The organism is Leptospira broomii serovar Hurstbridge str. 5399 (assembly GCF_000243715.2).
GTDB lineage: Bacteria > Spirochaetota > Leptospiria > Leptospirales > Leptospiraceae > Leptospira_B > Leptospira_B broomii.
This window is the reverse complement of record NZ_AHMO02000008.1, coordinates 1,383,518-1,408,065: the sequence shown is the minus strand read 5'-3', so window position 1 is coordinate 1,408,065 and position 24,548 is coordinate 1,383,518. Positions and strand designations below refer to the sequence as shown.

The following is a 24,548-nucleotide window of genomic DNA, read 5'->3' as shown; positions in this document are numbered from 1 at the left end:
TCTTCGCCAAAACTGGATATATGTCCGATCGGTTTTTCCTCCATTCGCGACGAGCTTCAATCTTTAATTTAACTCCGAGGTATTCTATCTTTCGGAGCCTGGTTTACTGTTCTCTGTTTATCGCATCTATTTCCCTTTTTGCAGATTTAAAGGAAGGGAAAAAGGCCTATTCCCGAAAGGATTATACGGAAGCGCTTAAGCAATTTCAAAAGTACAACGATAACAATCCGAGCTCGGGCGAAGCCTGGATGTATATGGGCTATATATATGAGAGCAGAAAAGATTATTCGAAGTCAATTCAAGCTTTCAAAAAGGCTGTTTCGTTAAGTCTTCCGAAGAAGGACGTCATTAATTGTTATACGAAAATAATCCTCTATTATAATTATCATCGGGAGTACGGGGAGGTCATCACGTACGCGAGTCGTCTTTTAAAGATCGCGCCCGATTTAAATCATATTCAAAAAATGAAGACCGCTGCCGAAGAAAGATATTCCGGCAGCGGACGTCCTGCCCGACCGGTTGTTCATGAAGAAAGTGACGAGCAGGAAAGCGTTGCCTCTCTAGAAAAAAAGCTTCGTCAGGATCCAAATAATAAAAATCTTAAATGGCAGCTATCCCTCGCATACTATAATGAAAAAGAATTCGGTAAATCGGAGATTATACTTTCCAATCTGGTAAAAGAAGAACCTGAAAACGTAGAATACGGATATAAGTACGGCGCCCTATTAGTCAGGATCGCCAAATACGACGAAGCGTTGACTACGTTAAACAGAATAGAGTCGAAGATTCCTCCGGAGCGGGAAAAATTACTTTATTTTACTCATTTGACTCAAGCGGCAGCATTTCATAAAAAAAGAAATTTTGAAGAGGCGACGAAATACTATCGGAAAGCCTATGCAAATAAACAAACCGTACTACCTCTGATCGGACTTACGAAAATAAAGTGGCAGGTTAAAGATTGCGAAAACGCAATTAAGACGGCCGAGAAAGCTCTTGAATTCGGTGAGAAAACAAGAGAAATAAAAATGTATATAGGACTCTGCAAGATTCAAGAGGGAAAAAAAGACGAGGGATACGAGATCTTAAAGGAAATCGCTACTTTGATCGAAAAGGAAAACCCGAATCTTCAGAATCTACCCGAAGTGTACAATGACGGAATTCTAAAATTGGCTAGATATTATACAAATGCGGGACAATACAATAAAGCTTTGCGTTACTTCCGCTCCGTCGAACCGGACGAAGAAGAAGAAAGAGAATATAGATTCTACTTAGGGAAAGCGTATTTTTATACAGGTTCGCCTGAAAAGGCGATTACCCTTTTGGAGAAAATAGAGAATTCTTCAAATGCCTATTTTCTCTTAGCAAAATGCCATGCCCGCTTAGGAAACCTTGATAAAGTAATGGCAAACATAAAAAAAGCCGCGGAACTAAATCAATCTTTCTGGAGTTCCGCGGAAAAAGAGAAAGAATTCAAAAAATTCGAGGAAGACGATACTTTTAAGAAATTTTTGGATACGAGAGCGGGAACTCGAGTAGCCGATCCGCCAAGCGCTCAGTTAAATCATCAGAGTCGAAACTTGGAACCCGAAGTCGAGTCAGACTGACTAGGCGCTTTTAAGATTTTTCATTTCTTTCGAATAGAAGGGTTTTTAAATTAATTTGTCCCGGCGCTTTAGGTTCTCCTAAACATGTGTACGTGAAACGAGAACCTAGTCTTTCTGGAAATATTCTATCTTTCTGCCCGCGCTCTCCCATCATGATACTGCAATAACCCAGACGCGGGCTTTGCTTTTGTACAAGTTGCGATATTTTTAAACTGGAATTTCTGAATGCTTCGACATCGGATTCCGAATTTGGCATAACTGCGATTTTTAAGATTCGATCGAAAGGGAGGCCCGTATGTTTTGCCCCTAAAGATTCCTCCGCTACCGTTCGAAAGTAAAATTCCAGCTCTTCCAGTCCCATGATACCGGTGAAAGAATGAATTGATTGAACGATTCCGAAATCGGCTTCATCTACGTTTGCAAAAATCGAATTATCCTTATCTAATTCCAAATCAAGGTAATGTTTTCCATTATTTAAATTTTTCAAAAGGGGGGCCACGTCTTCTTGAGTCCAAATAGATTTCGCCTTTAAGCTCGAATCTTCCGGCTGACGATATGTGAGTATTGTGTGCGCATTTAATCCCTCAATGGCTTCGGAAATTGCCGCTGCCTTGTCTTTTGAATTTTGAAATAGATCCAAACGAATCTCAAGAAAGTCGGCAGCGGGGAGTTCCTTTAAATTGAAAAACTCTTCTTCGTCGAGCGTGAGAATGATGAAGATTTTTTCGGGATTCACCATTGCTTAGAACCTTCATAATCCTTTTTGTAATAGATCGTGAATCGATACGATTCCTAAAAGTTTTCCATCAGTTGAAACGATAGGAGCAACGGATATCGGTCTTTCCCGACGTTCCATCGACTGAAGGACATCATAGGCCATAGTACCGCTTTCAAAAGAAGAAGGTTTAGAATTCATTATATCCGAAGCCTTGGATTCCTTATGGAATTTTCCGTCTTTCAAAAGTTTGCGAATATCATAGTCGGTAATAAATCCGAGTAAAGTTTCCTTACCATCCACGACGGCGGTTGCTCCTAAGAGTTTGGCCGTAATTTCGGAAAGAATCGTTTCCAGTTGAGTATCAGGAAGAACTTTCGCGATTTTTTCGCCTTTTCTCATAACGTCGTCGACTTTTAGAGATAACCTTTTTCCAAGTCTCCCTGCCGGATGGTATAAGGCAAAATCCTCTTTCTGAAAGTTCCTCATTTCCATTAATGCCATCGCTATCGCATCCCCGAGCATGAGTGCTATAGTGGTACTGGAAGTGGGAGCGAGTTCTAGAGGACATGCTTCTTTCAAGACGGGAGTCAAAACGACTAGATCGCTGTCTTGAGCTAATCTTGATTGAGGGTTTGCCGTTAAACTAATCAATGTCGCGCCTAAGTTCTTAATGGTAGGTAATAAGTTCAGGAGTTCTTCGCTTTCACCGCTTTTTCCGATCGCCAGTACCACATCTCCTTTAGCGACAATTCCCGCATCGCCATGTGCGGCATCGGATGGATGTAAAAAGAAGGAAGGAGTTCCGGTCGAAGAAAGAGTGGAGGCAATTTTCTTCCCGACGTCCCCCGATTTTCCTACACCCGTAACTACTACCTTGCCTTTCGCAAAATAAATTAACTCGACTGCTTTTTCCACATTCGAATCCAGATTTTCTCTGAAATATTGAATCGATTCGATTTCTATGTCTAAGGCTTTTTTAACTTTGTCTAGTGTTTCGCCCAATTTTATTCTCCTCTTCAATTTCAATGGACTCCGGATCAATATCGATTGCGACGCTGGATTGAATTCCTGCAATCGTTACCTTGACCGTAACAGAATTAACCTTTCGTAATACAATCGCTCGGTACCCCTTGAAAGGTCCGTTCGTAATTAGTACTTTGTTTCCAGGCTCCATTTTCTCTTCATTTTTTATTTGTAAACGTTCCGGAAATTGGTTCACAAATATTCTAACGAGATTTACATCTTCTTCGGGAACCGGTAAAGGAACTCCAGCCACCGAAAGTAAGTGATGTGCACCGGGAGTTTGAAGCACTCGAATCTTTTCCGTATTTAAATCGATCTTTGCGAAAACGTAAGAAGCAAATACAGGTTGATAAATTGTCTTTATCCTATCCGACCAAACTTTCTTTACCGGAATTAAAGGTAAAAAGCTTTCTATTCCTTTTTTCTCCAACTCATTTGCGAGTTTCTTTTCCGAGCGAGAAAAAGTATAGATGGCATACCACGATTTGTCTGGATCAGTCATTCGTCTCGATTCGGAAGGATACCGGTATAGTAAGAATGGTACCTTCCTTTAATTGAAATTTCCACCGATAAATGGATTTTCTAAACTGACTTTCGAAAATCTGGTAGCGACAGGGGCGAATCGTTGTGACCTTTCTAGCTTCACCCGCTCGACCTATCTCCACCTCCCACGTACAATCGGATTCTAACCGTTGCTCCAATGCTTCCGACGGAAAGTGAATTTCATTCTTAAATTTTTGGACCTCAAACTCTTCCGTTCCGGCTTCCCTTTTTTGATCTGACGCAGGAAGCCCATTTCCAAGATTAGAGGGAATCGAAAAACGTAAATTGGGAATGCCACCTTTACTCAGATGTAACTGAACCGAGCTAAGATTGCCCAAACTAGCATGGCCGAAAAATAAAAATCCACCCACCAATAATAGATGAATAATCGTCGAAAGGAATATGCTCGAACGAAAATTCATGATCTTTTCTTCCAGAGAAAAATCAAAGGTCAGAATTGGCAACTCCTTGCCGAGTGTCTTAAAACCGACGAGACCAGTGTTAAAGTTGCATACGATTTCTTCTTGAACGCCATTTTTCCGAAAGTAAGATGGGTCTCCCATGTCGGAATGGTTTCATTCCTATCCTGACTCGATTCAGGTTATTTCAATTTTCTTAACTTGTTCCTTTGTCGGATGGGTTACGAATTATATCGCGGTCCAAATGATTTTCTTTCCGAATGAATTTCGCGGATTCGGCTTCATGGGCTGGCAGGGAATTATTCCGCGTCACGCGGTGAAAATGAGCGGTTTAATCGCAAATGTCTTAATTACAAGACTTGTGAATCCTTACGAGTTATATCGAAAAATTCAGCCTTCGAAAATCGTAGAATTAATTCGAGACCTAATTCGTTTGCGTTCTAACGATATAGTAAAGAACGTTCTTGTGGCAGAAAGTCCCGCTCTATGGTCGATGCTTCCGCAAGGATCGAAGGAGGCATTAGAAAAAGAAATTCAAGAGGAGATCCCGCTAAAGATACGAGAGGTTTATCATTCTTTCGGGAAGGAGTTGAATAAAATTCTGCAAGTGGAGGAACTCGTTCGGGCGTCTCTATCGGGACCAAATACGAAGCATCTAGTCGAAGTCTTTAGAAGATGCGGGGGGCCCGAATTCAAATTTATCGTCAGATCCGGAATATATTTCGGATTCTTAATAGGGTGCGTTCAAGTAGCGTTTATCGGAATTTTTAATCAATGGTGGACTATGCCGATCATGGGAATCATCGTCGGCTATCTAACAAACTGGCTTGCCATCTTGATGATCTTTCATCCCCTCGAACCTAAGAACTTCCTCCTCTTCAAATACCAAGGATTATTCCTAAAAAGACAAAAAGAAGTTTCGAAAGAGTTTGCTTCGGTGATTGCATCTCGAGTGCTGACGACTGAAAATTTGACGAGGTTGATTTTCTTAGGGAAGGGCGGCGACTTGATCGTAAGCGAATTGGTAATGCGCTCAAAGGAATTGTCAGAGCGAAAATTAAGGGAGAGAATTCCATACGCAAAATTATTGATCGGCACCGCAAAGGTCGAGGAACTGAAGGAAAAGATTGCCGATATGATTGTCGGTTTAGTACCCGAAACTGCCGAGCGAATGAAAGGATATCTGGAGGAAACTCTTGAAATCGAAAGAATAGTTTACGAAAGGTTAAGTGTTCTCCCTGCCTCTGAATTCGAACAACTCCTACATTCGGTTTTTAAAGAGGACGAAACGACGTTAATCCTTCTTGGAGCTTTGTTAGGTGGGGTTGCCGGATGTATTCAAGCCTATATAGTCTTTACCGGATTTTAGCCCCTTAGGACTATTTCTATAACGGTAATAATAAGAATTCCCTTCCCTATTTCATACCGGATTCATTTTCGCTATGCTCAAATGACGATACTTATAGATAAGAAATTATGAGGAAAAATTTTCCCGTTACCGGCAAAGAAATTCATTTTCCGGCAAACGCCGTTATCATTTCGAGAACTGACCCGAAGGGCAGAATTACGTACGTCTCTAAGGATTTTGCCGAAGTCAGCGGTTTTACAGAACAAGAGATGTTGGGGGAGCCGCATAACATCGTTCGACACCCGGACCTGCCGCCTATCATTTACGAAGATTTATGGAAGACCATACAATCGGGACGTCCTTGGAACGGGATCGTTAAAAATAGAGCAAAGAACGGCGATCATTATTGGGTGGATGCAACCGTTACTCCGGTTTTTGAAAACGCTAAGATTACGGGCTATATGTCCGTCCGTAAGAAAGCGGAGAGAGCTGATATTGAAAAAGCGGGTAAGCTCTACCAAAAACTTAATCGAGGCGTTAGCTTTGGTTTCAAAATCTCATCTGCGATTCACAATTTACAAGCTAAGCTTGGCAATCTAGGCTTAGCGTTTGTCCAATTAAGTCTTGTCTTACTTCCGACATGTTACCTAAGTTACCGTTTTTTTTCCGTCGATCCATTACTGTCGTCGCTGGCATTAGGATTCGGATTGATAGGAGCACTTTCGATTTTATGGACGATGTCCAAACAAGGGGCTAAAATTCGGGAAGTTGTAGAAATAGTCAGGCAATTAGTAAACGGAAATTTATTAACCGATATATCCAGACAAGAGGGTCGAGAGGATGTGGATAAGATATATACGAATATCCGCTGCTTGTCGATCAGCCTATGGGGACTCTTAGTTCAGATGAAAGAAAATTATGGGAGAAACCTAAATTTATACGAATCCTTATTTAAATCCCTGGAGAAATTTAGAGGAAGTACGCAAACGCAAGCTGCATCCGTAGAGGAAACTGCCGCCGCATCGCTAGAACTTTCAAAGACAATCGAGGAGATCGTAATTACGATCGGCGAGCAGACTCGTAGTCTTTCGAATGTGAATAATAGCATTGGTTCGATTGATTCTTCTTTACGCGAAACTTCTCGTTCAATGGAAGAACTTGCATCTCAGACAGGAGAAGTATCAGGCAGGGCCCATCAAGCTGAGCTTATCTTTAACGAGGCAATTCGTTCGATGGAAGAGATTAAGGCCTTCTCAAATCAAATCAATAAAATTGTCGCGATCATAACTAGTATTTCGGAAAGGACGAACCTACTTGCCTTGAATGCATCGATCGAATCGGCGCGGGCCGGGGAAGCCGGGAAAGGTTTTTCGGTTGTTGCTGACGAAATATCAAAACTCGCCGAACAAACAAAGCACAGTATCAAAGATATCATTCAGCTAGTGAAAAATACCTCCGTTTCCGTAGAGGAAGGCGCGATAAAGGTAAATCAGTCGGTCGACGTTTTCCGAAAACTTCAGGATTATATCGAGAAAGTTCATTCATCGGCTTCGCAAGTTCGAGCTCATCTATCCGAACAATCCAATCGGCTGAGAGAGATTCGTATGAGTTCCGACCAGGTGCTCACTCTCGGGCAAATGATGAATAATTCCTCCGAACAACAAAAAATATCCGCAGAAGAAATTTCTGCTTCAATGCATATCATCGCTAAAAATGCGGAAGAGATCGCGACTACTTCGGAGGATATAAAAGACGCCGTGGACGATACATTGCGTCATTCCGAAAGATTTAAGAGCATTCTTAGCCATTTTAAAACGGAGAAAGTGCTCCCTTAAAATATTCTAACTTTGAGGGTTTCTTTTTTAAAATTTCGGTCTTGAATTCTTGCAATTCTCATTTCCCGATTTGCCGATAATCATAGTAGGATGGAGAATCGTTTCCTACGACTCGCGCTTCTGTTGGCTATTGTCGCGACCTTGCTTTCGTACTGGAATCACGGATGGGTATCCTACTTAAAGGACTTCGTAGTATTAATTCACGAAGTCGGCCATGCGACAGCAACGTTACTTACCGGTGGAAGCGTCCAAACTATCGAACTTCAAGGTGACGAATCCGGACAAACCATCGCCTCCCCGCTTGCGGGAAAAGGCCCTTTCGTTTTCGTAGTATCGGCAGGTTATTTAGGGTGTTGTATAGTCGGGGGATTTTTATTAAATCGAGGATTCAAAGGCAGACTGGTCAGACCGACCCTTTTGATACTGGGCGGCGCGGTATTACTACTAACGTTGAAATATACGTCTGCTGGAAGTCTTGCGCAAAAGACAGGACTTTCCTGGGGAATATTCGTACTAGTCTCCGCTTTTTTACCTTTCGGTTGGGACCGATTAGTTACGGTCTTTCTCGGAACAAGCGTAACGTTATACAGTCTTTATGATCTCTTAGATTTTACGGAAAATATTCAAAATACCGACGCTGGAATTTTAGCTTACTGGGCCACAGGATCTGATCCGAAAAAAGCAACTCCTAAATCAGTCGTATTTCTGGGATATTTGATTGCTCTCCTCTGGTCTTTTTTTAGCGTATCCATCATATTCTTTTCCTTGAAACGTGCCGTAGTTCCGGTTCGAGATCCGAGCTTGGAAGAATTTTTACCTGAGTCTTCAATGTCAGGCGAAAATAACGAAGAATCTCCTTTTCCGGGGGAAGTAACGCCTGAAGTTCTGGATTGGTTTTTAAGCCGCGGCTTGGATTTGAATGGTAAACCTTTGTCACCCGAGTTTAAAGATTTAGAGAAATTAGATGGTTAGTAGAGTTTTAGTCACTGGTGGAGCCGGTTTTATCGGATCTCACCTTTGCGAGAGGTTGATCAATCAAGGGCACGAAGTTATCTGCCTAGATAATTTTCATACGGGCCGAAAAGAGAATGTTGAAAAACTTCTAAACAACTCGCGCTTCGAATTAATTCGTCATGATATAACGGAACCGATTCGATTGGAAGTGGATAAAATTTATAACTTTGCTTGTCCAGCAAGTCCCGTACATTATCAATCGAACGCGATCAAAACTATTAAGACGAACGTTCTAGGAACGATGAACGCCCTAGGTATAGCCAAACGGGTAAAAGCAAGAATTCTACAAGCGTCGACCAGCGAAGTTTACGGAAATCCGTTGGAACACCCGCAAAAAGAGTCGTATTGGGGGAATGTAAACCCGATAGGAATTCGAAGTTGTTATGACGAAGGTAAGAGGGTGGCCGAAACTCTTTGCTTCGACTATCATAGAAATCATAAGGTCGATATTCGAGTCATTCGAATTTTTAACACCTATGGTCCTAGAATGCTGCCTGATGACGGCCGAGTTGTGAGCAACTTTGTCGTGCAGGCGTTGGCAGGAAAAGACATCACCATCTATGGAGACGGATCTCAAACTAGATCCTTTTGTTATGTAGATGATTTAGTGGAAGGCATAATCAAAATGATGGACACACCCGATTTTATCGGTCCCGTCAATCTTGGCAACGATGGCGAATTTACCGTAAAGGAATTAGCCGAATTAGTGATTCAGGAAATAGGATCTTCGTCCAAAATCGTATACAAACCTCTGCCCCAAGACGACCCATCACGTCGAAAGCCGGATCTGAGTCTTGCAAGACAGAAACTGGGATATGAACCGAAAGTCGCGTTAAAAGACGGAATCCGGAAAACAGTCGAGTATTTCAAAAATCACTTGGATTAATCGTTCACCGGGAAAATCTGGACGTACTTTTCCCAAATTAAAGGGAAATGAACCGAAAAACTTAATTTTCGAGCAGGCTGTATGAACATCGGAGTACTAAAAGAAGCGAAGGAAGAAACCCGGGTAGCGGTAACCCCCGACGTAGTTGATGCCCTCAAAAAAATCGGGGCCTCAGTTTTCGTTGAAAAGGGGGCTGGAGAATCATCTTACTTTTCGGACGAAGATTATAAAAAAGCCGGAGCAACGATCGTTTCTCGCCCGGATATTCTTAAGAAATCGGATATCGTAACAAGCATTCATTTAGCGGACGGATCCACACTTTCAAAAATTAAGAAAGGCGGAATCTATTTGGGGATGTTCCAGCCGGCAGTGAATGCACAAATAGTAAAAAAATTGGCATCTCAACATGTTACTTTGATTAGTTTGGATGCGATTGCTCGTATAACCAGAGCGCAATCCATGGATGTCCTTTCTTCGCAGGCCACTGTTTCAGGTTATAAAGCAGTCCTATTAGCGGCAACGCATCTCACCCGATTCTTTCCGATGTTGACGACTGCGGCCGGAACGATTACACCGGCATCCGTTTTGATCATAGGGGCAGGAGTCGCAGGTCTTCAAGCGATAGCGACTTCTAGAAGATTGGGCGCCGTAGTGGATGTATTCGATACCCGTCCGGAAGTGAAAGAGCAAGTTCAATCGCTGGGCGCAAAATTTGTCGAAGTAGAAGGCGCTCGCCATTCTGCGGCAGCAGGCGGGTACGCCGTTGAACAAACCGAAGAATACAAAAAGAAGCAGCAAGAAGCGATCGATAAGTTTGCAGGAAAGGCCGACGCTATCATTACGACGGCACTTATTCCGGGACGCAAAGCACCGGTTCTTATTACGAAGAAAATAGTAGAAAGAATGAAAGCCGGTTCGGTGATCGTAGACTTAGCATCTAGTATGGGTGGAAACTGCGAATACACTCAACACGGTAAAACGGTCCTGACAAAGAACGGAGTATCCGTAATAGGGCATCTTAATTTACCGGGCTCTCTTCCAGGCGATGCGTCTAGAATGTTTGCTAAGAATATTCTTAATTTCTTAAAGCTTCTACTTAAAGAAAAGAAGATAAACTTAGACTTAAACGACGAGATTCTTTCTTCGACTACGATTGCGTTTAACGGAGAAATTCGTCATAAGCTTACTCTGGATGCTTTAGGTTCCGGTAAACAGGGAAATAAGACTCCTGCCAAGAAGAAAACCCAAAAAGCCGAATCCACTCCCAATTAGCCAACCTCCGAGCACATCGCTCGGAAAGTGATGCAGGGATAGCAATCTCCCTATCCCTGCCAACAGGCTTAGTAGTAAAAACCATTCCGGGAAACCAAATAAGAATACCAGCAAAATTGCCGCAGTCATCGAATTGGATGCGTGGGCCGACGGAAACGAATGTTTCATGTCCGGATTTCCATCGACTTTACCTACGACCGTTATCAAAGGTCTTTTCCGTGAAATCGCTTTCTTCAAAAATAAAACGAATCGATCGTTCGCATAAGCCACTAAACCTGTATACGGAAGTACAATCCACCAAGGATGCGGTAGACTACCTATCCATGTTGCGTACGCAAGATATGGTGCGATGATTAAAAGCATCATTTCTCCGCGATTTATTCGCGATAAAATATGGTTTAGCCATGGATAATGGAGTCTTTCGCGAATAAATTTGGCTGCAGCGTAATCCGCTCTTCCCAATATACCCCTTATCTTGGTAACTTCCTTAACCAAGTAAGGAATCCTTTAATTTCGAAGAGAGATCATTACGGGAGATAATAAGCTGTTCCCCTGATCGTAAGTCTTTGAGCTGTACTTCTTTCTTGGCGATCTCGGATTCGCCGAGAAAGATAACGTATCGATATCCTTTTTTCTCCGCTGTCTGAATTTGCTTTCCGACTTTACCCGCCTCAAGCATAGTTTCCACCTTTATGCCTTCCTTACGAAGGAGGTCCGCTAACTTCAAGACTTCGGGAAAGAGGAGTTCCTCCATGACCGGAATAAAAACCGTATCATTCCTATTTAAATTCGGAACAAGATTGTGACCTTCTAGGAAGCTCTTAAATGTAACATCCCCGAGGCCAAAACCGATTCCTGTCAGTTGGTCGTTGGAAAAAAGGCCGATTAGATTATCGTATCGACCGCCACCGTAAAGGGATCTTCGATTTTCCGGATTCGTATCAAAGACTTCGAAAATACATCCTGTATAATAATCAAAACCTCTAATAATGGAAGGATCGAAGATGATTTGTTTCTCGATTCCAAGAACTTTTAGATCGTTAAATAACTTCCGTACGAATGCAAGGGCCTCGACGTCAATTCCATCAAAATTCTCTAAACTATTTACAGTGCTATCCAGATAGGAATAAATCAGCGGTAATTGTTTATTCGGATCGGTCAATAATGGCTTAATTTCCTCTTCGAATGCTTCCCGAGAAATTTTTGCTTTTTTGTCCAAAAGCTTCGAAATAGCCTGGCTCTTTTCTTTAGGCAAGGATAGTGATTTGCCTAAAAACGAATCTAAAATTCCTCGATGGGACACTTTTATTTGATAACTACCTTCGGGAGCTCCGAACCGCTTTAAAATCGAATCGGCTATTAGAAGGATTTCCACTTCGGCTCTGTAAGAAGCTACTCCGAAAAGATCGACATTTAATTGCCAATGTTCTCTTAATCTTCCCTTGCCTGGCTGCTCGTATCTCCAAAGATTTGGAATGGAAAACCAACGGATAGGTTTAGCAAGATTTCTGACTTGTCCGGCCACCATTCTTGCTAGGGTAGGTGTCATTTCCGGCCGAATTGCGACGTGCCTATCCCCCTTGTCGGTAAAATCGTAAAGTTGCCTTTGAACGATTTCTTCTCCGCTCTTCGCTTTATAAAGATCGAATGATTCTAAAATAGGACCGTCGTATTCCTGGTACCCGAAAGATAAGACGACCTCCCGCATAACTGAAAACATCCAGTTGCGGAAGTGCATATCTTCCGGATAAAAGTCTCTCGTGCCCTTATAAGGGGCTGTAGGTAAAAAGGATTTTTGTTTTTCCAAGGCGCTTAAAGGCTCTTAACGAAGCTTAGATTCTTCTTTAATAGAGTCATATTCGCCTTGGCATCGTTGGAGCCAACTATTTCTGCACCGACCAGATAAATTTCCCCGAGCTGAGAAATATGTCGGATTTTAAAAGCAAACCTAAGCGGCGCTTGCATTTTGAAGGTTAAGTCGGCTGTAAAGAAAGGTTTATGCAGAAAAGACTCCACTAACTGCGATTCAGTGACTTCTAGAAGAATTCCCCCTTCTGAGGCGTTTACTACGTTTTGACGGATGTCTATATCGAGAGTGTTCGAATCCTCTATTCGGCTATTGAAAATCTGTTCAAGTTCGCTGTATTTCTTTAAAATGGAAGGATCTAAAGGGGCTTCCTTAGAATCTGCATATCCAAGGGCTACCAATTTGTCGCCTAGAGAATCTTTGTAAAATATGGGGACTAGGACGAACGATTTTACTTTGCCAAGTCTATAGGCCTTGATTCTGTCCTCCAGAATCATTTCTTCTTCCAATTCCCGCTTCAAGTCAACTATCCCGAAATCGCCCAATGAATCGGAAGGCGGTTGTTCCAGAGAAATCGCATCGGAAATGAAGATCGCCTTACCCGTCCGTTTTACTAATTCCTGTTCAGGGGTTAATTCTCGGCCGGCCTGGAAAATCAGACGCGATCCAGGAAAGTCGGAAAGGATATTACGATGTAAATCGGTCAGTAATATTTGACCCGAGGTTCCTAACACTTTGGTGGAGTCCTGTTCTTTCTTTAGCGTGTGGAATCTGTGAGCCACTACTTTACCTGCTAGGCCTTCGATTCTTGGAGAAATTCTCCCATCCTTTGCGATCTTTACGTATTCGGGCGAGCAGATTGCTATACCGCTTTCTTCATGAACGGTCTCGACTTTAAAGCCAATCTCCATATGTTTACTAAGAGTTTTATAAACGGTAATTTCATCTACGTGATTAACGAAATTCGGATCGATTCGTAAATGAATTTTACCGTCGGGAGAATGCTGAAGAATTTGTAGTTCTTGTTTTAACGGGTTTTCCTTCAGGAATAGGCCGTTATTATGTACATATTCCTTAATGATATAACCTACCTTGGTAGGGTCCGTTATTTTATCCCAAACCCTCGGTGACTGGAGGAAGGATCGATATTCGACTTCCATCGGTTCTCCTTAGAGCTTCCGGAAGTCCACTCTCCTATTTTTAGCTCTACCTTGTTCGGTCGAGTTATCTTCATCCGGCCTGGAATACCAATAAGCTCGAGTTTTTAATCGGCTTGATTGGATACCCTTTGTCCGGACATAGTCGTAGACATTCCGCGCTCGTTTTCCGCTTAAGCGCGTGTTGTATTCTTTGGAGGCGATATTATCGGTATGGCCCCCGATTTCTACTTTATCCGACGTATTCTTTTTCAGGTAATCTACAAGTAGATCTAATTGCTTTCGATGTCCGTCAGTCAGACTTGTTTTATTGAATTCAAAGTAGAGCTTCATACCTAGAACAACCGGAACATCAGTTTCTTGCCTTAACGCGATAGAAATTATTGACCCGTCTCTAGCGTTCGTTTTAAGGACGTTGACACTTTCGGAAATATATTTCTCAGCCTTGGCGAATATTTCAAAATCCGTGTCAGGAATCGACGGAAGGTGGAAATTTTTTTCTTCATTGTTGTATTTTAACACTTCTCCTTGACGATTCTTCGGAGTAAATACTGTAGCGCTTGCTCCAGGAATCGGTTCTTTTGTCGTAGCATCGACTACGACTACCTTCATTCCCTTAAATTTTTTGCTTTCATCAAAAGTCTGAGACTGTGTTTTACCTTTCTCTTCGTCTTTAATAGGAAGCAGGACATAAGATTTATAAATTTTCTTTCCTCGCTCGATATTTCCACGTAGATCCAATTTATCTTCTGTCGGATAAAAACCGGGAGAAGATATTTCTACTTTGTAAACACGTCCGGTCTTTAGAACCGTTTTGAAGTTTGAAGGAGTTCCTTTTGATAGATCTCCGCCGATTCGTTTAGAAGTAATGGTCCGATTCGGTCCGATCGAATCCGAAATTTTTATCGTTGCGTCGAGGCCGATCATCGTCGCCTCCGAACCGTCCAGTACTAATCCTTCGAAAGTTACATCATACGAATTTCGAAGAGATTCAGGTACTTGAAATCTATAGATATCATATTGACCCTGACCTCCCATTCTGTTCGAAGAAATATATGCCCAAACCCCTTCCCGATCGAAAGAAATTCCTTCGGAATCGATTCCTTCATTTGCGTCGAGATTGAAAGGAAACGGCAGTTTCTCAAGACTTGCAACATCCGGAACAGGGTAAGGAAGCGACGTTTTTGAAACAGAGGTTTTATCCTCCTCATCTTCCATATCCGGGGTGGAAGGTAGGTTTAAGAAAATGCGAAACAGCGAAAACTTTTTTCTTTCATTCTCTCGATTGGTCGAAAAGTAAAGCTGCTCTCCGTCGGGATGTATGTACGGCAGGATTTCGCTAGCCTTTGAATTTACGGTTCCACCCATATTTACCGGAGAAGACCAAGAACCGTTCGATAGATTTCGATAGCTCACCCATAAATCGTATTCTCCGTAACCTCCCGGTCTATCCGAGGCGAAAATAAGAAATCTTCCGTCCGGAGAAATTGCAGGCATCTTATCGTTAAAGTTGGAATTGATTTCGGGAACAGGGATCGGGTCGATCCATAGTTTGGTCTTTTCGTCCCTCTTCGTATAATAAATATTTAATGCATCGTAGCCGGATCTCTCGGCTTTTTCGTTTTTTACGGATGTGAAAAAAATTTCCGACGGATTGCCGAAATCATCGAATCGGATCGAGATTCCTCCCTCAAATTTGTCGGTATTTAAAAGTTTGGCGGGTTTTTCACCGGCGGGCAATTCCTTCTTATTTTTTTCCCAAATATCCTGATTTAAATTTACGGGTTTCCGCCAATCGGCTTCCCCATCTCTGCTTTTATAATTCGCATTTTCCGCTAACCATAAATCCATTTCTCCTTCTCCTCCCGGTCGGTTGGATTGAAATACCAGATATCGACCGTCAGGGCTAATGATTGGATTGTATTCGTCATTTTGAGTGTTTAAGGGAGGACCAAATGGTCGTTCCGCCAGAGGAGGCAGCGGCTGTGCCCCGGCCTGTCCGGAGAAAGAGAAGCTGACTCCGAACAAGAGAAAAACCGTAAGGACATATAGAAATATAGCGTTCGTTTTTTGATTATAAAATAGCATAGGGTTTATTCTCGTAGCGGGAAAATCCCTGGATTTTCCTCTTCATAAATATAGTATCGGAAGGAAACCGGCAGGGATCAATATGGAAACTCTAAGCAAGAACCCTCAGAACGGAAGGGAGAATCGACCGGATTTTCCTCCAAAGCCTTTGATTTTCGGCGTTCTGAACATTACTTCGGATTCATTTTCGGACGGAGGCAAGTACATAGATTCCGACCTTGCAATTGAAAAAGCTCTATCTTTAGTGCAGGAGGGAGCCGACGTCATCGATATCGGAGCGCAATCCTCGAATGTAAAGGCCGGGTGGGTGGATCCTCACACTGAATGGGAGCGGATGGAAAAGGTGGTTCTAGAATTGAAAGCCCGGAAAATTCCGATCTCAGTTGACACTTTCACGCCTGAGGTCATGCATAGAGCTATATCTTTTGGGGTTGAGTATATAAATAATATTCGAGGTTTCTCAGACGAAGAAAGCCTAAAAGTATTGCGCGAGTCTAGGCTTCTGTCGACGAGATTTATTTTAATGTATTCACACGACCGCGGCCAAAGAGCAGCACCCGAGTCGCATCTTTTACCGGAATCCGTTTTATCCGAGATTTTTTCCTTCTTCCGCGAAAAGAAGAGCCAACTAGCCGACTTAAACGTTCCTGAAGATAGAATTATATTCGATCCGGGAATGGGTTTTTTTCTTAGCCCCGATCCTAAAGTAAGTTTTGCAGTTCTTGCGTCCGTGGAAAAGCTTATACAGGAGTTTCCGCAACTAATGCTGTCAGTAACTCGAAAATCCTTTTTAGGGAATGCATTAGGAGGAATTCCCGTGGAAGATAGGGAGGTTCCTACTACGGTTTGTGAATTGTATCTTTGGTTAAAAAAAGTCCCGATTATCCGGACTCACTCCCCCTTAAATTTAATAAGAGCGATAAATATTTGGAAATTATCTAATGGAGAATTTTAGCGACCCCAAATGTTTCGATCGGCTGCTTCTTTTCCTTCCGGAGTCGTCGTCGGCAAAAAGTCTTCCTGCGAGATTTGCAAACCTAGCGTTCTCAATTTTTTAAAATAGGGAACTAAAGGGGTAAGGTCAGCCTTAGGGTTTTTAGATAATAAACAAGTCTTCCATAAATCCAAGAAACGGATATTTTCTCTTTCATTTTCCGGAACTTTCCCGATCCATACAAGAGCCTCGTCATATCTCTTTTTTTCGGAATATGCATGGGCAAGATAATATTCCAAATCCGGGATTCTCTCTCCGGTTCGCACTAAGCTTAAACCGAAGACGATTGCTTCATCCCATTTTTCTAAATTATTAGCCATCTGAAGCATCAAACCGCGCGCGTTTTTGTGATACGGACTTAGTTGAAGGATTTTTTCCAGGTAAAAATAACTCTTAGGCCAATCTTGTTTTCGAAAAAAATGATCCGCAAGCCCGTTCCAAGCGTGAACTTCCTGACCCGGAATGTTAGAGAGGGCATCCCAATAGATAACTAATTCTTCCTCTCTTTGGTTATCCTGGAGGATTTTTTCCACCTTGCTTCGATTTATAGGAGAAACGGCCTTGAGATATCCTGACAGAAAGGTTTTGCATTCCGAGACATCGTCTACGAGATAATACAGACGAATCAAATTTAAAACGGGAATCGGATCGGAGGGAGCAAGCTTATGTGCCTCGGAAAATTCAATTTCCGCGTCATCCAAAAGTGAATTTTTGGCTAAGAGAATTCCGAGGTTATTCCTGTCGTTGACTAGCGAGGCTTTTCCCCTCTGAGATCTAGCTTCCCAAGGATTCTTAATCGAATCCACGATTTCTCGAGGAAATAGTTGAGAGGAAAGATAGATAAACCCGGAGTCGTTTTCCAGAGTTTCGGCGTAACGAACCGGATAAAGACAGGAACCGACAAATATGAAAAAAGGAAATATGACTAGCGAATAGCTAGGACGCTTCCGAGGTTTGATTCTCTTCCAAATTCTTTTGAGCATAGAGTAAATACTTTAAAGCGCGTTCAGTATCTCCATGAAAAAGATACATCAGGGAAAGATCAAGCGCGTCCTGTGACTCCGGCGCTTCGAAGTCTTCCGGATTCTCCTTTGACAGGATTAGTTTATCTTTAAATTCGCTAAGCTTTTTTCGGGTTAAGGACTCTAAATTATCGAAGAATATTTTTTCCTCAGGTTTCGGTTTTTCTTTAGCTTCCTTGATCGAGTTTGAGAATTTTACGAACCCTTGAGCAGTAGTCGTAACTTTTTTAAGAGTTTCGAATGATTGTTTAAAATTACCCAATTTTACGTGTATTTCAGTAAGCAGAATTTCCATTCGAGGATCATCAGGCTGTACGGCAAGGGCCGAGTTGGCGGCGTCCAAGGCTTCTTCCCATCGCTCCGTATCGAAATAGATGGTAGCCAACGCGGACAGAGCGGTCTTATTCTTCGGATCGATTTTTAAAGCATTCTTTAAATATAGTTCCGATTTCTCGGGGCGTTCGAGTTGTTTATAGCAGTAGGCGAGCAGAAGATGGGAATTTAAGTATCTTTTATTTAGTTCGAGTGAATTCTTCAGAGCCTTTATGGCTGCTTCTAAACTGTTAAGGCGATAAAATTCTACGCCAAGGTTATAGTAAAGTTCGGTCGTTTTTCCAAGTTCAAGGGCTTTTTGATAGGTCCGAATCGCAGTTTCGGAATCCCCCATACGAGAATAAAGAGCACCTAAGTTCAGGTATGCTTTTTGAAAACCCGGTTCCAACTGCAATATTTCACCGTAGACTTTTACGGCTTGAGAGATTTTTCCCTGTTTTTCCAGCTGTAGAGCTACATTGAATTTCTTCCTGGATTCCGGTTCCGCCATACCTAAGAGTATCGACCGCGACCTAGAATTACGCAATCGGAAAAAGTCTTTATGTGATTTCCCGTTTCTTCCGAAAATAAAAAGGAAAGAATCTCGACTGAGGTCATATAATGAAACGATTTTCCGCAATCGTCGCACTAACCACAATTACGGCCTGCGCATCCGTAGAACCAAGACGAAACATCAGCGCGTCAGGAGATCCGTCAGAAATTTTCTTCGAAAAGGAAATTGCGCCGATGGACCAGGAATCCAAGAAAGATATGGCTCTGGCCCAAAATTCGGCTAGTACCAAGCAACGAAGCCTGGATGATTTACTTGCAGATAACAAACCTGTAAAAGCGACTCTCCCCACCAAAAAATCTTCCGAAGGTGATTTTGATGAAATAGGATACTCTTCCTGGTACGGACCGAAATTTCATGGAAAACCGACGGCGAGTGGAGAGACCTTTGATAAAACGAAGCTCACGGCGGCCCACCCGAGCTTGCCTCTCGGTTCAGTCGTAAAAGTAAAAAACTTAGAAAACGATAAGGAAGTTTTGGTGCGTGTCAATGATAGGGGGCCCTTCGCAAAAGACAGGATCATAGATTTATCTGAGAAGGCCGCAGAGACACTGGACTTTAAAGACGTTGGTATTGCCCGGGTCGGACTTAAAGTAGTCAGTAAGGGTGGAAAAGACGAATCCGAAGATTTGGAAAACGCCGACGATGAAGAAGCTCTTTTAAACGATTCAAAACCGGAAAAGCTCACTCCGAAAAAGACCGTCGTTACACCGGCTCCTTTAGTAAAAGGCGCTCCAAAGGGTCAAACAGTTCAGGTCGGAGTTTTCCGCAATAGCCAGTTAGCTGAGAATTATCGTAAAAATCTTTCGGCAGAATACGGCGAAAAAGTATATCTGTTTGAAAGAGACGGTATGTTCGTTTTGCAAATGGGTGATTTTGCTGATAAAGCGAAGGCGGGCGTTTTAAAAACAAAATTGAAAGAAGATGGAGTGGATTGTTTTATCCCGCAAAAATAACTGATTCTAATCGCAAACCTCTATCGAGAAAACGCCTCCAGGTCGGAGGCGTTTTTATTTTTCGGTGCGTTAATCTCTATGAGCCCGACAGCTTTGGAGCTTCATTCTGCCGGCACAGATCGTTTTTGCTAATTCGATATATCCGATCGTGCAAGTTCCGACTCCCTGACCGCAGGCAGGAGATGAAATAAGTAATAGAGTATAGCATTCGTCGTAATTCTTCAGATCGCTAGCGCAAAGTTGCTCATTGCTTACCAAAAGATTGCAATTCACCAAAGGGAAGAAGCTGAGTAACGTTAGAGTTAGAAAAAAATTGACTTTTCTTTTAATAAGCATAAAACCTCGATCTTCCGGAAATTCCTTTCCGAAAGAATCCGAACGTAGAATTTCTCTCGAAGGGAGAATGTCAAAAAGTTTCCGGCTACGAAAAATTTCGTGACAAAATTAAATTAAATGCCGTCTCCATGGATATATTCGTTCAATTCATCGTCATTTTTTTTGGGAGGAACTCTCTGCGTTTTGAGATTCTCCCTGGCATACAGTTCGTTTACTTCCTTATGGAGAGTGTCGATTTTCTCTACCAAAATGGAAAAGATTCTGGCGATCGGATCCGGAAGTTCATTGTGATCCAACATCCGCTCCCCCTTTTCTCCGAAATCCACCTTAGAGCGCACGACCTTTCCGGGTACTCCAACGACGGTGCAATCGGGCGGAACATCTCTGAGCACGACAGATCCGGCTCCGATTCGCACATTCTTTTCTATTATGATATTTCCTAGAATTTTGGCGCCGGCACCGACTACCACGTTCTCTTTCAGCGTAGGATGGCGTTTTCCTGTTTCTTTTCCCGTTCCACCGAGCGTCACACCTTGTAAAATCAAGCATCCGGTTCCGATTTCGGCCGTTTCTCCGATCACCACTCCGTGTCCATGATCGATGAAGATACCGGGAGATATTCTGGCTCCCGGATGAATATCAACCCCAGTTAAAAATCGGGCAAAGGTATTGATGATCCGGGGAATCAAAGGTAGGTTAATTTTATACAAAAAATGCGCTAAGGAATGAAACCAAAGGGCGTGTAACCCAGGATAACAGAGGACTATTTCAAGATAAGACTTTGCTGCCGGATCATTTTTTCGGATTGCTTTGATATTGTCGAACAACCTAATATCCTTTTCCTTTCGCGCTTGCCGTGAAGGCTCCTATCGGAAACCCTATGTGTGGTTCCTTTATGTGTAAAGAAGGAATCGTTCTCTCAAAATAGCAGGTCTACTTTAGACTATAGTAAAGGAAGTAACTCATTGGAAAGACCCAAATACGGACTTCATATAATCCTCTTCCTACTTACATTTTTGACTCTTACATTTCAAGAAGAGACCTTTAATCTTCCTTTTTTAGGATGGGATTGGATTCGTTCCACACTTCAGGATCGATACTTATATTCTTTACCCGTTCTAGGAATTCTTCTTTGTCACGAGATGGGTCATTATTTAGCAGCCAGGTATTACGGCATCAGAGCGACTCTACCGTATTTTATTCCGATGCCTATCTCCCCCGTCGGAACAATGGGTGCAGTTATTAAAATTAAGGAACCGATTCGAGATAAAAAACAGCTCTTCGATATCGGGATTTGGGGACCGGCGATGAGTCTTATCCTCTCGGTGCCTTGCTATTTTATCGGACTTAAATATTCTCATTTGGTGCCGATCAGCGATCTTACGAATGCTCTAGGATCTAATCCGGCGGCTTTCCAAGTCCGATTCGGTGAGAGCCTTTTCGTGAGTTGGGCAAATCAATTCGTACTCGGACCTTTCGATTCCAACTTGTACGAGGTGCAAATTCATCCATTAGCGTTCGCGGGATGGGTCGGGCTGTTAGTTACTGCGATCAATTTGCTACCTTTTGGTCAGTTAGACGGCGGCCATGTGATTTATGCGATCTTTGGAGAAGGATATCGTAAGTGGATCTATTATTTATTTTCTGCATTCCTAGTTCTTACACTTTGGAATTACACGTGGATCTTATGGGGATTACTCATCTACTATTTCATTAGGGTAGAGCACCCGTTTGTTTCCGATCCGGTATTTCCTTTGGATTGGATCCGAAAGGTTTGCGGAGCGGCGATTTTGCTTTCTTTGATTTTAATTTTTACTCCTTCCCCTATGGAAATCGTTACCGCTGCAAGCCCCCAATCAAATCTGGGAGAAGATATATGGAACGGAATTCGAAATCTTTTTGGAAAATAAATTTAGCGCTTTCATTATTCCTTTTTTTGTCGGCGTTTCATCTTGCGACTCTGGTCGCGCAGGAAGAAGTCGATTTGGAAATACCTTTGACGGACAGTCCGTACGGTCTTTCTTACGACGGTACTAACTTTTGGTTCGCCGATAGTAAGCGCAGAGCGATTTTCAAAGTCGATCCGACGGGGCGACAGGAAGTTTTTAATTTGGGAATCCCCTTCATTTCCGGATTAAGTTTTGATTCGAGAGAAGGAAGAGTCTTCGTGGCGGCAAAGCGGGTAATTTTAAAAGTGGAACCGAATACCGGCGGGGTTACGGATCGGATCGCAATTCCGATCGATAAAATCGGCGGAATAGCGAGTTTTCAAAACTATCTCTATGTTCTAGATGCAGATACTGGGAAAGTTTCCGTTTATGATAAGGGAACTCAATCCATCATAGGAGGTTTTTTAACCGATAGGACTAGTCCAAAAGATATCTGCTATGCACGAAATAGTATTTGGGTTACGGATTCGTCGGACGGAAATATCTATCGTTATGATCCTGCAAATGGAAGAATCACAGGCTCGATTAGGACTCCGACAAAGGATATTCGAGGTTTAGCGATCATAGGAAGTAAAATTTTCGTAGTGGATCGTACAAGTAGAGAAATTAAGAAAATCTCATTTGTAGAAACGGATAGATTTCTGGCATCGGGAGAGTCTACCTACCTGATTAACGTAAAAATTAAATTTAATTTAAACGAAGCTAGCTTAGTAGGCGGGGCGCTCGGCTTACTTCCTCCTCCAACAACGGAACACCAAAGAATACGAAATCTAAAATCCAAAGATCCAAAATTCAAAGGAGATTTCGTGTCCGGCGCTCGCGGACTTTCTAAAAAATTAGGGATCGACGATCCGAAAGGCAATCAAACCTTAGAATACCAGTTCGAAGCGAGAACAACAAACGTTCGATTCTATGTCATGGACGATTTCATTCAGAAAAAAGAAGAAATTCCGACGGATCTATCCCCCTTTGTCAAAACGTCGATTTCAGTAAAAGATAAAAACGGAACATACTTTATCGATAAAATCTTTGATGCGCGATTATTTCGAACCGATTGGGAAAGTTTTAAAAAAGCGCTACTCGACGCAGGGCTTCCGGTTCGTTCAGTAAGAACGTTAGTTTTATCCAATCAATCTTCCCCCGTTTTCAAAGACGCATTGGACGCGTATATTCCAGGTTTTGGATGGGTTCCATTATCTTCGATTAAACCGGAAACGGTGGAATCGTCTCGTACTTACCAGAAAAGCGAAGAGGTAGTGGATTTGTATCGAAGTGAAGGTTGGGGAACTTTACCTTCTCCGGTTCTCTATAAGGCGAAAGATTCGGATTTTTGGAAACCGATCCCGGCTGAAATAGAAGTAAAAGTCTTACCTAAAGGATCGGACCTCGGGCAAAACTAGTTGATTCGGTCATCTTGTAGATTTTCCATCCAAGAGTCGTAGATCGTCCGATCATATAAAAACTTAAGGATAGCCAAAGTAGATGGTTGCTTGCTTCGGCTTTTCCAATAAGGGCGATCGGTAGAAAAAAAATTAAAGTGCTAATGATCATCGCATTGCGTAGAGTTCGTCCGTCCGATAATCCTAAAAAGAACCCATCGAAGACGAACGCAATCGATCCGATGATTAAAACAGGAGCAAGCCAAAATCTATAAGTGTCGGCAACAGCTATCACTTCGGAACTTCTTGAGATCCAGGGAAAAATCCAATCAGGGAACTGAATCACGAAGTAGGAAAAGAAACCGGCGAGTCCTAATGCGGATATTAAGGCAAGCTTCAGGAGTGAGATGAGTTCCTTCTTATCGTTTTTTCCTTTCGCTTCTCCGGCCAAAGTTTCCGTTGCAACAGCGGCCCCATCTATCCAATAAGCCGCAACTAGAATGAGTTCATGTAGAATCGCATTCCCGGCCAATACAATGGATCCGAAGGAAGAACTGAAATTACGAAAAATACTGAAGGCGGTGATTAACATTACGGTTCTCAAAAGAATATCCGTATTTAAGGAAAGCAGAGATTTAAAACCGGACGTGGAGAACACTTTTTCTTCGTTCTCGGAAAATCCGGGTAGATGTTTCCGTTCGACGAAGTAGAAAATGAGAAAAAGGAACAACATTAAATACTGGCTGATCGTGGTCGCAATTCCCGCTCCCAAAGCCTGCCAATGCATATATAGTACGAACCAAATATTTAATAAAATATTTGTTAAGTTTGCCACCACCGTTGCGGATAGTACGATCTTACTTTGAGATCTTCCTAGAAACCAGCCCATCAATGCAAAATTACATAGCGTAGCGGGAGCGCTAGCGATTCTCCCCTGAAAGTAGCTCGCCCCGGCAAGTTTCACCTCGGTTTCACCCTCTATAAAAAAGAATCCGAAATTTTGAATAGGATGATTGAATAAGAGAATTGTTATTCCTATGCCGAGTCCGAGTATTAAAGAACGCGAAAGAATTAAATCAGATTTGGATTCGTCGCCGGCTCCGAAGGCCTGGGCGGTCAAACCGGTTGTTCCCATTCTTAAAAAAGCGAAACTCCAAAATATGTAATCAAAAACGATATTTGCTAAAGCGACTCCAGCCATAAAAGTATGGGTGTTTAGTTGGCCTAATACGGCAATATCGGCTAAACCCGCTAAAGGAACGGAAAGATTCGCAAGTATATTATAGAAGGTAAGCTGAAAGAATTTTTGTTTCAA

The 24,548-nt window shown here is 42.5% G+C and carries 23 protein-coding genes; 10 read left to right on the top strand and 13 right to left on the bottom strand.

The genetic code is table 11. The features are described from left to right. Positions 1–20 precede the first annotated feature (20 nt). Complete coding sequence (locus LEP1GSC050_RS12215; protein WP_010571494.1) at positions 21–1,604, top strand: tetratricopeptide repeat protein; 1,584 nt, start codon at positions 21–23, stop codon at positions 1,602–1,604. Positions 1,605–1,614: 10 nt separating this feature from the next. Here LEP1GSC050_RS12215 and LEP1GSC050_RS12210 read toward each other — a convergent pair whose 3' ends face one another. Genes LEP1GSC050_RS12210 through LEP1GSC050_RS12195 form a run of 4 tightly spaced genes read right to left on the bottom strand, consistent with a single transcriptional unit; the run spans position 1,615 to position 4,451 of the window. Then, positions 1,615–2,343, bottom strand: a complete 729-nt coding sequence (locus LEP1GSC050_RS12210; RefSeq protein WP_010571493.1) for a type I 3-dehydroquinate dehydratase — start codon at positions 2,341–2,343, stop codon at positions 1,615–1,617. A 12-nt stretch (positions 2,344–2,355) separates the two neighbouring features. Continuing rightward, complete coding sequence (locus LEP1GSC050_RS12205; RefSeq protein WP_010571492.1) at positions 2,356–3,324, bottom strand: KpsF/GutQ family sugar-phosphate isomerase; 969 nt, start codon at positions 3,322–3,324, stop codon at positions 2,356–2,358. Continuing rightward, entirely contained in the window at positions 3,299–3,847 is a 549-nt protein-coding gene (locus tag LEP1GSC050_RS12200; protein WP_010571491.1) for a UpxY family transcription antiterminator, read from the bottom strand. Before LEP1GSC050_RS12200 ends, LEP1GSC050_RS12205 begins: the two co-directional genes overlap by 26 nt. Continuing rightward, positions 3,840–4,451 carry an LIC_10042 family TonB-like protein gene (locus LEP1GSC050_RS12195; RefSeq protein WP_010571490.1) on the bottom strand — a complete coding sequence of 204 codons (612 nt, stop codon included), beginning with the start codon at positions 4,449–4,451 and terminating at the stop codon, positions 3,840–3,842. The genes LEP1GSC050_RS12200 and LEP1GSC050_RS12195 overlap by 8 nt, the downstream gene beginning before the upstream one ends. On the opposite strand from LEP1GSC050_RS12195, the gene LEP1GSC050_RS12190 reads away from it, so the two are divergent. From LEP1GSC050_RS12190 to LEP1GSC050_RS12170, 5 genes are all read left to right on the top strand, one after another. After that, positions 4,450–5,676: a DUF445 domain-containing protein gene (locus LEP1GSC050_RS12190; RefSeq protein WP_010571489.1), complete on the top strand. Its 1,227-nt coding sequence runs from the start codon at positions 4,450–4,452 to the stop codon at positions 5,674–5,676. The two genes, LEP1GSC050_RS12195 and LEP1GSC050_RS12190, sit on opposite strands and share 2 nt — an antisense overlap. Before the next feature lie 107 nt (positions 5,677–5,783). After that, positions 5,784–7,490, top strand: coding sequence for a methyl-accepting chemotaxis protein (locus LEP1GSC050_RS12185; protein ID WP_010571488.1), 1,707 nt, complete (start codon positions 5,784–5,786; stop codon positions 7,488–7,490). A gap of 90 nt (positions 7,491–7,580) precedes the next feature. Further along, a complete protein-coding gene (locus tag LEP1GSC050_RS12180) occupies positions 7,581–8,462 on the top strand; it encodes a M50 family metallopeptidase (protein WP_010571487.1) in 882 nt (293 codons plus the stop codon). Continuing rightward, entirely contained in the window at positions 8,455–9,390 is a 936-nt protein-coding gene (locus LEP1GSC050_RS12175; protein WP_010571486.1) for a UDP-glucuronic acid decarboxylase family protein, read from the top strand. Before LEP1GSC050_RS12180 ends, LEP1GSC050_RS12175 begins: the two co-directional genes overlap by 8 nt. A gap of 81 nt (positions 9,391–9,471) precedes the next feature. Next, entirely contained in the window at positions 9,472–10,662 is a 1,191-nt protein-coding gene (locus LEP1GSC050_RS12170; protein ID WP_010571485.1) for a Re/Si-specific NAD(P)(+) transhydrogenase subunit alpha, read from the top strand. On the opposite strand, the gene LEP1GSC050_RS12165 is transcribed toward LEP1GSC050_RS12170, so the two are convergent. Genes LEP1GSC050_RS12165 through LEP1GSC050_RS12150 form a run of 4 tightly spaced genes read right to left on the bottom strand, consistent with a single transcriptional unit; the run spans position 10,588 to position 15,714 of the window. Further along, positions 10,588–11,136 (bottom strand): phosphatase PAP2 family protein, encoded by a 549-nt coding sequence (locus LEP1GSC050_RS12165; protein ID WP_084695334.1) that lies wholly within the window; start codon positions 11,134–11,136, stop codon positions 10,588–10,590. The two genes, LEP1GSC050_RS12170 and LEP1GSC050_RS12165, sit on opposite strands and share 75 nt — an antisense overlap. Positions 11,137–11,149: 13 nt before the next feature. Then, positions 11,150–12,469: a histidine--tRNA ligase gene (gene hisS, locus LEP1GSC050_RS12160; protein ID WP_040911327.1), complete on the bottom strand. Its 1,320-nt coding sequence runs from the start codon at positions 12,467–12,469 to the stop codon at positions 11,150–11,152. Positions 12,470–12,474: 5 nt separating this feature from the next. Beyond that, positions 12,475–13,629 carry a DUF1577 domain-containing protein gene (locus LEP1GSC050_RS12155; RefSeq protein WP_010571482.1) on the bottom strand — a complete coding sequence of 385 codons (1,155 nt, stop codon included), beginning with the start codon at positions 13,627–13,629 and terminating at the stop codon, positions 12,475–12,477. Between the two features lie 9 nt (positions 13,630–13,638). Continuing rightward, entirely contained in the window at positions 13,639–15,714 is a 2,076-nt protein-coding gene (locus LEP1GSC050_RS12150) for an OmpA family protein (RefSeq protein WP_010571481.1), read from the bottom strand. A gap of 82 nt (positions 15,715–15,796) precedes the next feature. Between LEP1GSC050_RS12150 and folP the strand changes: the two genes are divergently transcribed. After that, the gene (folP, locus tag LEP1GSC050_RS12145) at positions 15,797–16,669 is read left to right on the top strand and encodes a dihydropteroate synthase (protein ID WP_010571480.1); all 873 of its coding nucleotides are present in this window, start codon (positions 15,797–15,799) and stop codon (positions 16,667–16,669) included. Here folP and LEP1GSC050_RS12140 read toward each other — a convergent pair. Both LEP1GSC050_RS12140 and LEP1GSC050_RS12135 read right to left on the bottom strand, forming a co-directional pair. Continuing rightward, on the bottom strand, positions 16,666–17,691 hold the full coding sequence (locus LEP1GSC050_RS12140; RefSeq protein ID WP_010571479.1) for a tetratricopeptide repeat protein: 1,026 nt from the start codon (positions 17,689–17,691) through the stop codon (positions 16,666–16,668). The genes folP and LEP1GSC050_RS12140 overlap by 4 nt on opposite strands. Beyond that, complete coding sequence (locus LEP1GSC050_RS12135; protein WP_010571478.1) at positions 17,645–18,553, bottom strand: tetratricopeptide repeat protein; 909 nt, start codon at positions 18,551–18,553, stop codon at positions 17,645–17,647. Before LEP1GSC050_RS12135 ends, LEP1GSC050_RS12140 begins: the two co-directional genes overlap by 47 nt. A 110-nt stretch (positions 18,554–18,663) precedes the next feature. Here LEP1GSC050_RS12135 and mpl36 point away from each other — a divergent pair, with 110 nt between their 5' ends. Next, positions 18,664–19,569: an RlpA family plasminogen-binding lipoprotein MPL36 gene (gene mpl36, locus LEP1GSC050_RS12130; protein ID WP_010571477.1), complete on the top strand. Its 906-nt coding sequence runs from the start codon at positions 18,664–18,666 to the stop codon at positions 19,567–19,569. Between the two features lie 69 nt (positions 19,570–19,638). Here mpl36 and LEP1GSC050_RS12125 read toward each other — a convergent pair whose 3' ends face one another. Continuing rightward, entirely contained in the window at positions 19,639–19,905 is a 267-nt protein-coding gene (locus LEP1GSC050_RS12125) for a hypothetical protein (protein ID WP_010571476.1), read from the bottom strand. 113 nt (positions 19,906–20,018) lie between these two features. Then, a complete protein-coding gene (gene cysE / locus LEP1GSC050_RS12120) occupies positions 20,019–20,732 on the bottom strand; it encodes a serine O-acetyltransferase (RefSeq protein ID WP_010571475.1) in 714 nt (237 codons plus the stop codon). Positions 20,733–20,870: 138 nt separating this feature from the next. On the opposite strand from cysE, the gene LEP1GSC050_RS12115 reads away from it, so the two are divergent. Further along, entirely contained in the window at positions 20,871–21,815 is a 945-nt protein-coding gene (locus LEP1GSC050_RS12115) for a site-2 protease family protein (protein ID WP_010571474.1), read from the top strand. Then, a complete protein-coding gene (locus LEP1GSC050_RS12110) occupies positions 21,782–23,254 on the top strand; it encodes an NHL repeat-containing protein (protein ID WP_010571473.1) in 1,473 nt (490 codons plus the stop codon). The genes LEP1GSC050_RS12115 and LEP1GSC050_RS12110 overlap by 34 nt, the downstream gene beginning before the upstream one ends. Here the strand turns inward: LEP1GSC050_RS12110 and LEP1GSC050_RS12105 are convergent. Further along, on the bottom strand, positions 23,226–24,548 hold the full coding sequence (locus LEP1GSC050_RS12105; RefSeq protein ID WP_010571472.1) for an MATE family efflux transporter: 1,323 nt from the start codon (positions 24,546–24,548) through the stop codon (positions 23,226–23,228). The two genes, LEP1GSC050_RS12110 and LEP1GSC050_RS12105, sit on opposite strands and share 29 nt — an antisense overlap.

Bases quoted from the DNA above. Each gene is read 5' to 3' on its own strand.
- LEP1GSC050_RS12195 (WP_010571490.1), bottom strand. From the start codon at position 4,451: ATGGGAGACCCATCTTACTTTCGGAAAAATGGCGTTCAAGAAGAAATC.
- LEP1GSC050_RS12180 (WP_010571487.1), top strand. From the start codon at position 7,581: ATGGAGAATCGTTTCCTACGACTCGCGCTTCTGTTGGCTATTGTCGCG.
- LEP1GSC050_RS12185 (WP_010571488.1), top strand. From the start codon at position 5,784: ATGAGGAAAAATTTTCCCGTTACCGGCAAAGAAATTCATTTTCCGGCA.
- LEP1GSC050_RS12190 (WP_010571489.1), top strand. From the start codon at position 4,450: ATGTCGGAATGGTTTCATTCCTATCCTGACTCGATTCAGGTTATTTCA.
- LEP1GSC050_RS12170 (WP_010571485.1), top strand. From the start codon at position 9,472: ATGAACATCGGAGTACTAAAAGAAGCGAAGGAAGAAACCCGGGTAGCG.
- mpl36 (WP_010571477.1), top strand. From the start codon at position 18,664: ATGAAACGATTTTCCGCAATCGTCGCACTAACCACAATTACGGCCTGC.
- LEP1GSC050_RS12125 (WP_010571476.1), bottom strand. From the start codon at position 19,905: ATGCTTATTAAAAGAAAAGTCAATTTTTTTCTAACTCTAACGTTACTC.
- LEP1GSC050_RS12215 (WP_010571494.1), top strand. From the start codon at position 21: ATGTCCGATCGGTTTTTCCTCCATTCGCGACGAGCTTCAATCTTTAAT.
- LEP1GSC050_RS12110 (WP_010571473.1), top strand. From the start codon at position 21,782: ATGGAACGGAATTCGAAATCTTTTTGGAAAATAAATTTAGCGCTTTCA.
- LEP1GSC050_RS12150 (WP_010571481.1), bottom strand. From the start codon at position 15,714: ATGCTATTTTATAATCAAAAAACGAACGCTATATTTCTATATGTCCTT.
- folP (WP_010571480.1), top strand. From the start codon at position 15,797: ATGGAAACTCTAAGCAAGAACCCTCAGAACGGAAGGGAGAATCGACCG.
- LEP1GSC050_RS12175 (WP_010571486.1), top strand. From the start codon at position 8,455: ATGGTTAGTAGAGTTTTAGTCACTGGTGGAGCCGGTTTTATCGGATCT.
- LEP1GSC050_RS12210 (WP_010571493.1), bottom strand. From the start codon at position 2,343: ATGGTGAATCCCGAAAAAATCTTCATCATTCTCACGCTCGACGAAGAA.
- LEP1GSC050_RS12140 (WP_010571479.1), bottom strand. From the start codon at position 17,691: ATGCTCAAAAGAATTTGGAAGAGAATCAAACCTCGGAAGCGTCCTAGC.
- LEP1GSC050_RS12135 (WP_010571478.1), bottom strand. From the start codon at position 18,553: ATGGCGGAACCGGAATCCAGGAAGAAATTCAATGTAGCTCTACAGCTG.
- LEP1GSC050_RS12155 (WP_010571482.1), bottom strand. From the start codon at position 13,629: ATGGAAGTCGAATATCGATCCTTCCTCCAGTCACCGAGGGTTTGGGAT.
- LEP1GSC050_RS12200 (WP_010571491.1), bottom strand. From the start codon at position 3,847: ATGACTGATCCAGACAAATCGTGGTATGCCATCTATACTTTTTCTCGC.